The following is an 11,614-nucleotide window of genomic DNA, read 5'->3' as shown; positions in this document are numbered from 1 at the left end:
GGAGAACTATGTGGGCGTGGCGCCGGTGTAAGCGTCGCGCGTTCCTAAGCGCTGGCGGCCTTATGCGCTGCTTCCGCCTGTTCCAGCCGCCGGCTCGCTTCACCCACCTCATGACGGAACTGCACCAAGGCGGCCAGCGCGGTATCGGGCGGTTGCAGCGCCGCCCACAGCACATCGATCAGACTGTCGGCGGTGGCTTCGATATCCGTACGGCGATTGGCAAGCGTCGCATCCCACAGCACGTGCTCCATCGGTCCAAACACCATCGAGCGCAGCAGCCTTAACGGCATATCCGCGCGAATCTGGCCGGTTTCCTGGCCGTGGGCGAGGACACGCATCAATGGCGCGGTGTAGCGCCGTTGCAGATCGGTCAACGCTTCGCTCAGCTCGTGATGCCGCGCGCATCCCTCGGAGAGCACCAGCGCGCACAGATCCGTGCCGTTCACCAGCATCAAACGAAGATGCATCCGCACAATGAACGCGAATTGCTGCCGCACGCTGCCGTCGCGCGGCAAGCCGGTTTCAATTGCATCGATGATTTCGTCGTACCAGTCGCCGATCACCCGTGCGCACAACTCGCGCTTGCCGCGGAAATAACTGAACACCGTGGCCTCGGAGATACCGAGCCGTTGCGCAATCTCGGCCGTGGTGGCGCGCTCGTAACCCTTTTCCGAGAACACGTCGCGGCCGGCCTGCAGGATTTCCTTCACGCGTTGCTGCGATTTGCGCCCTGCTGGCTGGCGGCGCGATACGAGGGCCTCTGCCTTCGCAGTGGCCCCCGCCATGGCGGTCGGTGCGGGCTTCGGTGCGGCCATCATATGAGTCCAGTTCAGTTTTAAGCCTTGGCGGCTGCCGGTGTAGGCGAGTTTATCACGCTAGAACGGGGCTTCGATGTCCCTTGATCATATCTGAGTATCACTCAAAAATACCTATTGACGTATACGTAAATCTAGCGTGAAATTCGCTAATGCCCACGAATTCCTGGAGACACTGCAATGAGTAACCTGCCCGGTCTGCAATTCCCGCTCGGTGAAGAGATCGAGATGCTGCGTGACAGCCTCGCGGGTTTTGCGGCGAAAGAAATCGCGCCGCGCGCCGCTGAAATCGACCGCACCGACCAGTTCCCGATGGACCTGTGGAAGAAGTTCGGCGACCTGGGTGTGCTCGGCATGACCGTGTCGGAGGAATACGGCGGCGCCAATATGGGCTACACGGCACATATGATCGCCATGGAGGAAATCTCGCGGGCATCGGCTTCGGTGGGGCTATCGTACGGCGCGCATTCGAACCTTTGCGTGAACCAGATTCACCGTAACGGCACCGAGGCGCAAAAGCAGAAGTACTTGCCGAAACTCGTGTCCGGCGAGCATGTCGGCGCACTCGCCATGAGCGAGCCGAACGCCGGCTCGGACGTGGTCAGCATGAAGCTGCGTGCGGACAAGAAGGGCGACCACTATGTGCTGAACGGCACCAAGATGTGGATCACCAACGGCCCGGATTGCGACACGCTGGTGGTCTATGCGAAAACCGATCTTGAAGCCGGCCCACGCGGCATCACAGCGTTTATCGTCGAGAAGGGCATGAAGGGCTTCTCGGTGGCGCAGAAGCTCGACAAGCTCGGCATGCGCGGTTCGCACACCGGTGAACTGGTGTTCGAGAACGTCGAAGTGCCGGAAGAAAACATCCTCGGGCAATTGAACGGTGGCGTGAAGGTTTTGATGAGCGGGCTCGACTACGAGCGCGCCGTGCTGGCAGGCGGCCCGACCGGCATCATGGTCGCGGTGATGGACTCGGTGGTTCCGTATATTCATGACCGCAAGCAGTTCGGTCAGTCGATCGGCGAATTCCAGCTGATACAAGGCAAGGTGGCCGATCTGTACACCACGCTGCAGGCTTGCCGCGCGTATCTGTACGCGGTGGGTCGTCAACTCGACACGATGGGTTCCGAACACGTTCGCCAGATGCGCAAGGACTGCGCCGGCGTGATTCTCTATACCGCTGAAAAGGCCACGTGGATGGCCGGCGAAGCGATCCAGATCCTCGGCGGCAACGGCTACATCAACGAGTATCCGGTGGGCCGTCTGTGGCGCGATGCGAAGCTCTATGAGATCGGCGCGGGCACCAGCGAGATCCGCCGTATGCTGATCGGCCGCGAACTGTTTGCGGAAACGGCCTGACCTGTGCCACCCGGTTGCCACTCAGCCCGCCTGGCTCATTCAGGCGGCGAATAGAACAGCGGCGCTCAGGAGAGCCAAGCAATGCCGATCATCGAAACAAAGCTGAATCCCCGCTCGGACGACTTCCGCAACAACACGGCCGCGCTCGAGGCGCTGGTCGCCGACCTGCGCGCCAAAGTCGGGAAACTTGCGCTGGGCGGCGGCCAGGCGGCGCGCGACAAGCATGTGGGACGCGGCAAGCTGCTGCCGCGTGACCGCATCGCTCAACTGCTCGACCCGGGCACGCCATTTCTGGAACTGTCGCAACTGGCAGCGTTCGGTATGTATAACGGCGATGCGCCAGGCGCTGGTGTGATCACCGGCATTGGCCGCATCGCCGGACAGGAATGCGTGATTGTCTGCAACGACGCCACCGTGAAGGGCGGTACGTACTATCCGGTCACCGTGAAGAAGCATGTGCGGGCGCAGGAGATTGCCGCGGAAAACCATCTGCCGTGCGTGTATCTGGTGGATTCGGGCGGTGCCAACCTGCCGAATCAGGATGACGTGTTCCCCGATCGCGATCACTTTGGGCGCATCTTTTACAACCAGGCGAATCTGTCCGCGGCCGGTATTCCGCAGATTGCGGTGGTGATGGGTTCGTGCACGGCGGGCGGCGCTTACGTGCCGGCGATGAGCGATGAGTCGATCATCGTCAAGAATCAAGGGACCATTTTTCTCGGCGGCCCTCCGCTGGTGAAAGCCGCGACCGGCGAAGTGGTGAGCGCGGAAGACCTCGGCGGCGGCGACGTGCATACGCGCCTGTCAGGCGTGGTCGATCATCTGGCGCAGAACGACGCGCATGCGCTGGGGATTGCGCGCAGCATCGTCGGCAATCTGAACCGCACGAAGCAGGTACCGGTGGCGCTACAGGAACCGAAGCCGCCGCGCTACGACGCGCAGAGCATCTATGGCGTGATCCCGGTTGATACGCGCAAGCCGTTCGATATCCGCGAGGTAATCGCGCGTATCGTCGACGACTCCGCCTTCGACGAATTCAAGGCTCGCTACGGCACCACGCTTGTCACCGGTTTCGCGCATATATGGGGCCATCCGGTCGGCATCATCGCCAATAACGGCATTCTGTTTTCGGAGTCGGCCCTCAAGGGCGCGCACTTTATCGAGTTGTGCTGCCAGCGCAAGGTTCCGCTCGTGTTTCTGCAGAACATCACCGGCTTCATGGTGGGACGCAAGTACGAAAACGAAGGTATCGCGCGCAATGGCGCGAAGATGGTGACGGCCGTCGCGACGGCCAAGGTGCCGAAATTTACCGTGATCATCGGCGGCTCGTTCGGCGCGGGCAACTACGGCATGTGCGGCCGTGCGTATTCGCCGCGTTTCCTGTGGATGTGGCCGAACGCGCGCATCTCGGTGATGGGCGGCGATCAGGCGGCGTCCGTGCTGGCCACCGTCAAGCGCGACGGCATCGAAAGCAAGGGCGGCACATGGAGCGTCGAGGATGAAGAGGCGTTCAAGCAGCCGATCCGCGAGCAATACGAGCATCAAGGGCACCCGTACTATGCGAGTGCGCGCTTGTGGGACGACGGCGTGATCGACCCCGCGCAGACTCGCGATGTGCTCGGCCTGGGACTCTCAGCGACGATGAATGCACCGATCGAAGACACGCGTTTCGGCGTGTTCAGGATGTAACGCCGCAGGCCCCGAGCGAAGGAGCGAATCGATATGCAATACGAAACTTTGATTCTGACGATAGCCGGCCAGGTCGCGACGGTCACGTTGAACCGCCCTGACGTGCGCAACGCGTTCAACGAAACGATGATTGCCGAAGTGACCGCGGCGTTCCAGGCACTCGACGAGCGCGACGACGTGCGAGCGGTTGTGCTGACGGCCAACGGCAAGGCGTTCTGCGCAGGCGCGGATCTGAACTGGATGAAGAAGATGGCCGGCTAATCCGACGAGGAGAACCGTGCCGACGCGATGCGTCTCGCCGCCATGCTGTCGGCGATTTATCGCTGCAACAAGCCGGTGATCGCTCGCGTCAGCGGTGATGCGTACGCGGGCGGCATGGGCCTGATCTGCGCCTGCGACATGGTCGTGGCGCTGGACACGGCACGTTTCTGCCTCTCCGAAGCGCGCCTCGGCCTGATCCCCGCCACCATCGCACCGTATGTGATTCGCGCGCTTGGCGAACAGGCCTCGCGGCGCTACTTCGTCACCGCCGAACTGTTCGACTGCGCGACGGCGCTGCGTCTTGGTCTCGTCAGCGAAGCCGTGAGCGAAGCGCAGCTCGACGCCACGGTGCAGCAACTGGTTGAAACGCTGTGCGCTAACGGCCCGCACGCCGTGCGAGCCTGCAAGCAGCTCGTGCAGGATATCGCGGGACATGAACTGGATGAAACACTGATCGCAGACACGGCCTCGCGTATCGCGCGTGTACGCGCCAGCGCGGAAGGCCGAGAAGGGGTGGCGTCATTCCTCGAAAAGCGCACGCCGTCGTGGCGCACATGAGGCCTTGGGCATGATGCCACCAGACGCCACGATTACCCGCAGAACAACGGTCCTGAACAGGACACCTCATCGAGACACCTCATGTTCAACAAGATTCTGATCGCCAACCGCGGCGAGATTGCCTGCCGGGTCGCTGCAACCTGCAAGCGTCTCGGCATTGCGAGCGTGGGGGTGTATTCCGATGCGGACGCCAACGCGAAACACGTCGCGGCGTGCGATGAAGCGGTGCATATCGGCGGCGCGACTGCGGCAGAGAGCTATCTGCGTTTCGAGCGCATCATCGCGGCGGCGCGCGCAACCGGCGCACAAGCGGTGCATCCGGGCTACGGCTTCCTGTCGGAGAACGAGGATTTCGCGCAGGCGTGCGCAGCCGCAGGCATTGCGTTCATCGGACCGCCGGTCGAAGCGATTGCCGCAATGGGCTCGAAAGCGGCTGCCAAAGCGTTGATGCATGCTGCGGCCGTGCCGCTGGTGCCGGGCTACCACGGCGACGATCAGGATGCCAAACTGCTGCTCCGCGAGGCGGATGCGATCGGTTACCCGGTGCTGCTCAAAGCGAGCGCTGGTGGTGGCGGAAAAGGTATGCGCGTGGTCGAGCGTAGCGAAGACTTCGCGGCGGCGCTTGCGTCGTGCAAGCGCGAGGCCGCAAGCAGCTTCGGCAATGATCGCGTGCTGATCGAAAAGTATTTGACGCGGCCGCGCCACGTCGAAGTGCAGGTGTTCGCGGATCAGCAGGGCGGCACGGTGTATCTGTTCGATCGCGATTGTTCGGTGCAGCGCCGGCACCAGAAGGTGCTGGAAGAAGCGCCGGCGCCAGGTCTTACCGCCGAATTGCGGCGCGCGATGGGCGAGGCGGCGGTCGCGGCGGCGCGTGCGGTGAACTATGTCGGCGCGGGCACGGTTGAATTCATTATGACTGGCGCGAGTAATTTCTACTTCATGGAGATGAATACGCGCCTGCAGGTCGAGCACCCCGTCACCGAGATGGTCACGGGCCTCGATCTGGTGGAATGGCAACTGCGCGTAGCGTCCGGCGAGCCGTTGCCGCTGACGCAGACGCAACTGAAACTCGAAGGCCATGCCATCGAAGCGCGTATCTACGCCGAGCATCCGGCGCGCGGCTTCCTGCCGTCGACGGGCACGCTCAAGCATCTGCGCATGCCCGAAGGCGTCGAATTCACGGTCGGCTCGCCTGGTGTGCCTGGTTCGCGCGCTGCGGTGCGGATCGATAGCGGCGTACGCGAAGGCGACACGATCACACCGTTTTACGACCCGATGATCGCGAAGCTGATCGTCCACGGAGCGACACGTGCGGAGGCGCTGGCGCGGATGAGCCGGGCGCTGCGTGCCTGCGAGGTGGTCGGCCCATATACCAATGTCGAGTTTTTGCAGCGTATCGTCAACAGTGAGCCGTTTTCGAGCGGCGATCTCGATACGGGCCTGATCGAGCGGCATCACGCCGCGTTGTTTGCGCCGGTTAAAAAGCCGTTCCGTGAGGCCGTGGCGCTGGCCTGTGCGGCCTTGCTGACGCGTGAAGGCGGTACGGCGCATGGGGCATCGCCGTGGGATGCGCTGTCGCATTGGCGGCTAAACGGCGGCTATACGCAGACCCTGGCATGGCGCGATGTCGAAGACGAAAGCGCGTTCGCGGTGACGTTTGCTCGCGATGGCGGCGTGCAGACGTTGGAGCATGACAGTCAGCGCGACGGCTTTACGTGGTGGAGCGGAACGGGTGCGCATGAGTTCGGCGCGACGATTGGCGATTCGCACGTCACGGGACGCGTGTTCGTGGACGGCGATGTGTTCCATGTGTTCTGTCTAGGCGAGGCGCTGGCCTTCGAGTGGCAAAACCTGCTCGCGCATGCGGCAGATGCCGAACATGGAGAGGGACGCCTCACCGCGCCGATGCCCGGCAAGGTGATCGCCGTGCTGGTCGAACCGGGTACGGTGGTCGAGAAAGGCACGCCGCTGATTGTCATGGAGGCCATGAAGATGGAGCACACCATCGGTGCACCGGCGGCCGGCACGGTGTCGGAGGTGCTGTACTCGGTGGGCGATCAGGTTGCGGACGGCGCGCAGTTGCTGGTGCTCGACGTCGGTTGATTTAAGCACCGCCAAGGTTGCTCAGTCGAGGCGCGGATAGCCCAAGGCCCACGCCTCGTGTTCCATTTGAGTGATTCGCGCATAGTCGCTTAGCGACAGGTGTGCAAATCCCTTGAGGCGCAGTCGCTTCGCGCGCATGGGTTGTGAGGCGAGGGCGTCGTCCAGCGCGGCGCGCAGTGACTCGACCGTGCTCGGCGGCACATCGTTTGGCGCAATCAGCGGCAAACCCGGCGACGTGGCTGTCCAGCCTATCGTCCGAACCTGCTGCGCGAGGTCGGGCAACTCGTCGCATACGAACGCGAAGGTGACGCAGTCGATTGCGGCGACGTCCGCGCGGCTTTCCGCCACCGCTCGCAGTGAGCCGAGGTGCGAACCGGTGCGGATGACTTCGCTGAAGAATCGTCCATCCTTTGCAAGCGGCGCTACCGCGTGCCGGAATACATTCATGCCGCTATTCGAATCGTCCTGGTTGTAGGCCGCGCGTGCGCCGCGGCATGCTTCGAGAGAGTCGAACGGTGCGTTCGCTCGCGTGATCAGTACGCTCGAGTAGTCTGCGCCCGCGCAGCCTGGCGCGTCGAACTGTGGTGTCGCAATCAATTGAACGTGACGCTGCAAACCGCTGACAAGCGGATAGCCGCAGGTCTGCGAGATCAGCAGGTCGGAGCGGCGCCACAGGGTATGCAGATCGTCGCCCGGGTCGATCAGCGAGGCATACGGGTCCACCGCCTTTAAAACGTCAGCCAGCAACGCGCGCCACTCGGCGGCGAGCGCGGGCGTGACGTTGTACATCGGGAGTGCGGCGATCCGGTTCATGAAGCATCTCTTTTCTTGCGCAATTCGCGTAGTTCCGGTTCGTGCCTTTCGGCCCATTGCCAAACTTCGCAGAACGCGGCACACAGGCTCGTTCCCAGTTCGGTCAACGCGTATTCGACGCGCGGCGGAACCTCTGGATGCACGGTGCGCGACAAGAGCCCGTCGGCCTCCATTTGCCGCAACGTCTTCGTCAACATTCTTTGGCTGATCGAGCCAACCAGTTCGCCGACGCGCGTAAAGCGCACTACGCCATTCTGATCGAGCACCTCAAGGACGCACATGGTCCATTTGTCCGCCACGCGGCCGAGGACGTCGAGCACGAGTGCGTCGAGTTCCGCCGTGGACGTGTGTCCGCTCCCCGACTTGAATACGACCCGTCGACTTTCTTTTTTGCCGTTCGCCATTGAGAATCCACATTACGCACATTGATGTTCGTACCACACAAACCGGGGCCTACTTCCCGAATGAGAGTGCTTGCCATACGCTAGCACAACCTCATACAGGAGAACAGTCATGCAAATTAGCGGAAACACGATTCTGATCACCGGCGGCGGTTCGGGCATCGGGCGCGCGCTCGCGGAAGCGTTTCATCGCCGTGGCAACAAGGTCATCGTCGCGGGGCGCCGGCAGGCCGCGCTCGATGCCGTGCGCGAGGCCAATCCGGGCATCGAGACAGCCACGCTGGACCTCACGGATCCGCAAGACATCGCCCGCTTTGCGGTGCAGGTCGCCCGCGACTATCCCACGTTGAATGCACTTCTCAACAACGCAGGCATCATGCAGCCCGAGGACTGGCGTGCGGCCGAGGTGAATACCAGTATCGCCGAGGTGACGATCGCCACGAATCTGCTCGCTCCGATTCGTCTCACTGCGGCACTGTTGCCGCTGCTACGCAAGCAGGCGAAGTCGACTGTGCTGAACGTGTCGTCGGGACTGGCATTCCTGCCGCTCGCCATCACGCCGACGTACAGCGCCACCAAGGCGGCGATCCACTCGTTTAGCGAGTCGCTGCGCTATCAGTTCAAGGGTACGGGTGTGGATGTTGTCGAAATTGCACCACCTTACGTGCAGACCGAACTGATGGGCGAGCAACAGGCCAGTGACCCCAATGCGATGCCGCTCGCGGAGTTTATCGACGAAGTCATGTCGATTCTGGAGTCGCAGCCTGACGCGCACGAAGTGCTGGTCAAGCGTGTGCTGCCTCTGCGCTTTGCGGCAGAGCAGGGACGTGAAGGTTATGCAAAGCAGTTTGCAGGACTGAACGATCACTTCGCTGGCAGCTAGAACCTGACGCATCCCGCTGTGCTCAACCATTCGCTATGCGACCGGTTGAGCATTGTCGATCTTGAAGATCGGGCGCGGCTTTGCGCAAGCCGCTTGCCTGCCAAGCCGTCGATTGTGTCGCAGCCGCCGCCGAGACGTCCCCTTGCCGATCGCGAGGCCGTTCCGGCAATACCCAGCTCAACTTGCGGAGACAGAGTAATCGGTGGGTGACAGACGTTATGTGACCATGTCGACCGACTGGGCGCAATAGGTGTATAAAATCAGAAGTGCTCGCCCGGTTGCGGAGCGGGATCAGGCTGGAAAGCGGCAGTGTCGCGATAGATAGAGCTTAAGCCTATGAGACCAGATATCCCTGTTGTTCAGATCGAACGATTCTCCCAGTCCCGGGAAAGCGAGGTCTGGTCGCTCATTTCGCAAGTCTGGGCGGAATTCGACATTCATGACGACCCTCGCGCAGAGAATGACCTGGGCGATCTGGCTCACGCTTATCAGGGAGGCGCCAGCGGCTTCTGGATTGCGATCAGCGATAATCGGGTGGTCGGTACGGCGTGCCTGAAAGACCTTGGCGACGGGTTGATTGCGGTGAAAAGGTTCTACGTCCTCAAGGAATTTCGCGGCACCACGATAGGCACGGCGCAATTTCTTCTGGACCATCTCGTGCAGCACGCTCGTCAGAGCGGCGCAAAATCTCTATGCCTCGGCACCATCGAACTAACCGTCGCTGCACAGCGGTTTTACGAAAAAAATGGTTTTCAGAAGGTGCCACGTAGTGAGCTCCCGACTGAGCAGTTTGCGGCCGAGATCGATACGCTCTTTTATAGATTGCCTCTGGTGTGAGCGGTACTGCCTGGCCATCACGTCGACGGCGCTCAACGGCTCAACTACCTCGCGAGTAATGGGCCGGAGAGTGCGGCGTATCGATGACTTTCGAAGTAATTGACAGATCCTTTGCCGACGGTATTATTTTAAGCAATGTTTAATTGAGCTTAAGAGGCCGTTGCGATTGCTGCTGATAGTCGCTTCGACGAAGCTCATAGAGTACCCATCACGATCAAGCCGACGATGCCGCAAAGAGCCGAATGAATCGTATGAAATATTCATCTCGTCTTCTTTGTGCGTTTTCGTACGCCGTCATTCGTGCAGCGGTGAAACCCACATGCTATCCACGGGCGCATGGATGCTCACGGCGTCGTGTTATCAGGGGCCGTCAGCCGATAGAGTCGGCGGACGTCAACATCTTGCAAGACGCCGTATCCGGGCCACGATAGCCTTGCATTGAATCCAGCGTGGCACGGCGCCGCGTTGGCAATGCTTACCCCTTCGGAGATTCCGCATGACGGCATCGAAAAACACACGCGTGGAAGTTGCAGGCATTGAGGCCAGACTTGCCAATCTGAGCACCTCGTCGGGATACGCGCTGGGCATCGAGACGCCGGCTGGCATCGTCAATGTCACGGCTAGCGGGGCAGCACTAGGACTGCCGGCACCAAGGGGTCTCGACGACCTGCTGCAAGCCGAGCTTGCCGGACAACTCCACGCCGTGATGGAAGCGCTGGTACTGCATCCCGGCTCAGCCATTGTTGTAGCCGAGCATGAAGTGCGGTTTGCGCCTCTCGTCACCCGACCCGAGAAGATCATCTGCGTCGGCTTCGACTACCGCCAGCATGCCGCGGAAACCGAAACCGCCATTCCGGTGCGCCCCCCGTTGTTCGCAAAATATGCGAACGCCTGCGGCAGCATCGGTCGACCGCCTGACGATATTCGATGGCGGCGAGGCCCATGTCACAGACATCTCTCAATGGTCACCAGGCGTGAACGTCGGAAAATCCGCAGTCTTCAGCAACAATGCCTATCTGATCGCGCACGGCGACGACTACATGCTTTGGGACTGCGGACTGGACGATTCCATGATCGATATTGCTGGTGGAAAGGTCATGGCGCATGACGTGCGCGGCATCGTAACGAAAACGCTCGCGTCACAGTTTGACGAGATCGGCATATCACCCGATCAGGTCACGCACATTGATTTTTCGCATGCGCACTTCGATCACGTGGGCAACAGCCGCTACTTTCCGCGTGCGACGTGGTATGTGCAGCGCCTCGAATACGACGCGATGTTTGGCCCGAATACTTCGCAGCTCGGCTTTCTGCCCGAGCTTTATAACACCATGCGTCAAAACCCGATGAAGCTGTTGAATGGCAAACACGATGTTTTTGGTGACGGCTCTGTGGTCATTCATGCAACGCCCGGCTATACGCCAGGTCACCAATCGCTTCTGGTCCGTCTTGCGAATCATTGGCCGGTGGTGTTGAGTGGCGACGTTGCACATTTTCATAAAAATTTCTGTTGTCGCCGGGTGCCGCTGTTCAACTTCGACAAGCCCAAATCCGTCGAGTCGATTAACTACGTGGATAAGCTGGTCCTCGACGAGCGTGCAGAACTCTGGATCAATCACGACATGGCGCAGTCCGCGACCCTTGCTCACGCGCCGCGCTGGATTGATTGATACGCAGATCTACGGAATTTCGTAGCTTGATTGCCTTTCCATGCATCGCTTTATCTGTGTCTCCTGACCGCTTATCCGCTCAACGGGCATTTGCAGGAAAACGGGCGGCGAAATAGGCAGTTACAAAAATGGAGGAGGAAACCAGTGCACTTGAGCGCTTTCCTCTTGCATTCTTGGAGAACCGACAACGACAAGGAGACGACGGTATGAAGCCGGTGAGTC

Annotated in this window: 10 protein-coding genes and 1 pseudogene; 8 read left to right on the top strand and 3 right to left on the bottom strand. The window is 60.9% G+C overall.

The genetic code is table 11. The features are described 5' to 3' along the window. Nucleotides 1–44 precede the first annotated feature (44 nt). A complete protein-coding gene (locus M0954_RS07255) occupies nt 45–785 on the bottom strand; it encodes a TetR/AcrR family transcriptional regulator (RefSeq protein ID WP_297352373.1) in 741 nt (246 codons plus the stop codon). Between the two features lie 210 nt (nt 786–995). On the opposite strand from M0954_RS07255, the gene M0954_RS07250 reads away from it, so the two are divergent. The 4 genes and pseudogenes from M0954_RS07250 (at nt 996) to M0954_RS07235 (ending at nt 6,788) form a co-directional block, all read left to right on the top strand. Continuing rightward, nucleotides 996–2,177 (top strand): isovaleryl-CoA dehydrogenase, encoded by a 1,182-nt coding sequence (locus M0954_RS07250; RefSeq protein ID WP_122158732.1) that lies wholly within the window; start codon nt 996–998, stop codon nt 2,175–2,177. Between the two features lie 81 nt (nt 2,178–2,258). Continuing rightward, nucleotides 2,259–3,866, top strand: coding sequence for a carboxyl transferase domain-containing protein (locus M0954_RS07245; RefSeq protein ID WP_297352369.1), 1,608 nt, complete (start codon nt 2,259–2,261; stop codon nt 3,864–3,866). Nucleotides 3,867–3,899: 33 nt separating this feature from the next. Continuing rightward, a pseudogene (locus tag M0954_RS07240) lies at nt 3,900–4,685 on the top strand (enoyl-CoA hydratase/isomerase family protein). Between the two features lie 81 nt (nt 4,686–4,766). Then, entirely contained in the window at nt 4,767–6,788 is a 2,022-nt protein-coding gene (locus M0954_RS07235) for an acetyl/propionyl/methylcrotonyl-CoA carboxylase subunit alpha (RefSeq protein ID WP_297352367.1), read from the top strand. Nucleotides 6,789–6,809: 21 nt separating this feature from the next. Here the strand turns inward: M0954_RS07235 and M0954_RS07230 are convergent, their stop codons facing one another. Both M0954_RS07230 and M0954_RS07225 read right to left on the bottom strand, forming a co-directional pair. Further along, nucleotides 6,810–7,601 carry a PhnD/SsuA/transferrin family substrate-binding protein gene (locus M0954_RS07230; protein WP_123387518.1) on the bottom strand — a complete coding sequence of 264 codons (792 nt, stop codon included), beginning with the start codon at nt 7,599–7,601 and terminating at the stop codon, nt 6,810–6,812. Further along, nucleotides 7,598–8,005 carry a helix-turn-helix domain-containing protein gene (locus M0954_RS07225; RefSeq protein WP_122158737.1) on the bottom strand — a complete coding sequence of 136 codons (408 nt, stop codon included), beginning with the start codon at nt 8,003–8,005 and terminating at the stop codon, nt 7,598–7,600. The genes M0954_RS07230 and M0954_RS07225 overlap by 4 nt, the downstream gene beginning before the upstream one ends. Before the next feature lie 109 nt (nt 8,006–8,114). Between M0954_RS07225 and M0954_RS07220 the strand changes: the two genes are divergently transcribed. The 4 genes from M0954_RS07220 to M0954_RS07205 all read left to right on the top strand — a co-directional run bounded on the left by M0954_RS07220 (nt 8,115) and on the right by M0954_RS07205 (nt 11,392). Continuing rightward, nucleotides 8,115–8,885: an SDR family oxidoreductase gene (locus tag M0954_RS07220; protein WP_122158738.1), complete on the top strand. Its 771-nt coding sequence runs from the start codon at nt 8,115–8,117 to the stop codon at nt 8,883–8,885. Nucleotides 8,886–9,221: 336 nt separating this feature from the next. Then, nucleotides 9,222–9,722 carry a GNAT family N-acetyltransferase gene (locus M0954_RS07215; protein ID WP_297352365.1) on the top strand — a complete coding sequence of 167 codons (501 nt, stop codon included), beginning with the start codon at nt 9,222–9,224 and terminating at the stop codon, nt 9,720–9,722. A gap of 496 nt (nt 9,723–10,218) precedes the next feature. Beyond that, entirely contained in the window at nt 10,219–10,830 is a 612-nt protein-coding gene (locus tag M0954_RS07210; RefSeq protein WP_297352375.1) for a hypothetical protein, read from the top strand. Next, on the top strand, nt 10,763–11,392 hold the full coding sequence (locus M0954_RS07205) for an N-acyl homoserine lactonase family protein (protein ID WP_297352371.1): 630 nt from the start codon (nt 10,763–10,765) through the stop codon (nt 11,390–11,392). Before M0954_RS07210 ends, M0954_RS07205 begins: the two co-directional genes overlap by 68 nt. Nucleotides 11,393–11,614: the final 222 nt, after the last annotated feature.

Origin of the sequence: Paraburkholderia sp. (assembly GCF_026225065.1) — a bacterium.
GTDB lineage: Bacteria > Pseudomonadota > Gammaproteobacteria > Burkholderiales > Burkholderiaceae > Paraburkholderia.
Note: the sequence above shows the minus strand (reverse complement) of the source record. Positions and strands in the feature narration are given on the sequence as shown.

Excerpts from the sequence above, each read along its gene's own strand:
- M0954_RS07255 (WP_297352373.1), bottom strand. The coding sequence starts at position 785 with ATGGCGGGGGCCACTGCGAAGGCAGAGGCCCTCGTATCGCGCCGCCAG.
- M0954_RS07250 (WP_122158732.1), top strand. The coding sequence starts at position 996 with ATGAGTAACCTGCCCGGTCTGCAATTCCCGCTCGGTGAAGAGATCGAG.
- M0954_RS07245 (WP_297352369.1), top strand. The coding sequence starts at position 2,259 with ATGCCGATCATCGAAACAAAGCTGAATCCCCGCTCGGACGACTTCCGC.
- M0954_RS07235 (WP_297352367.1), top strand. The coding sequence starts at position 4,767 with ATGTTCAACAAGATTCTGATCGCCAACCGCGGCGAGATTGCCTGCCGG.
- M0954_RS07230 (WP_123387518.1), bottom strand. The coding sequence starts at position 7,601 with ATGAACCGGATCGCCGCACTCCCGATGTACAACGTCACGCCCGCGCTC.
- M0954_RS07225 (WP_122158737.1), bottom strand. The coding sequence starts at position 8,005 with ATGGCGAACGGCAAAAAAGAAAGTCGACGGGTCGTATTCAAGTCGGGG.
- M0954_RS07220 (WP_122158738.1), top strand. The coding sequence starts at position 8,115 with ATGCAAATTAGCGGAAACACGATTCTGATCACCGGCGGCGGTTCGGGC.
- M0954_RS07215 (WP_297352365.1), top strand. The coding sequence starts at position 9,222 with ATGAGACCAGATATCCCTGTTGTTCAGATCGAACGATTCTCCCAGTCC.
- M0954_RS07210 (WP_297352375.1), top strand. The coding sequence starts at position 10,219 with ATGACGGCATCGAAAAACACACGCGTGGAAGTTGCAGGCATTGAGGCC.
- M0954_RS07205 (WP_297352371.1), top strand. The coding sequence starts at position 10,763 with ATGCTTTGGGACTGCGGACTGGACGATTCCATGATCGATATTGCTGGT.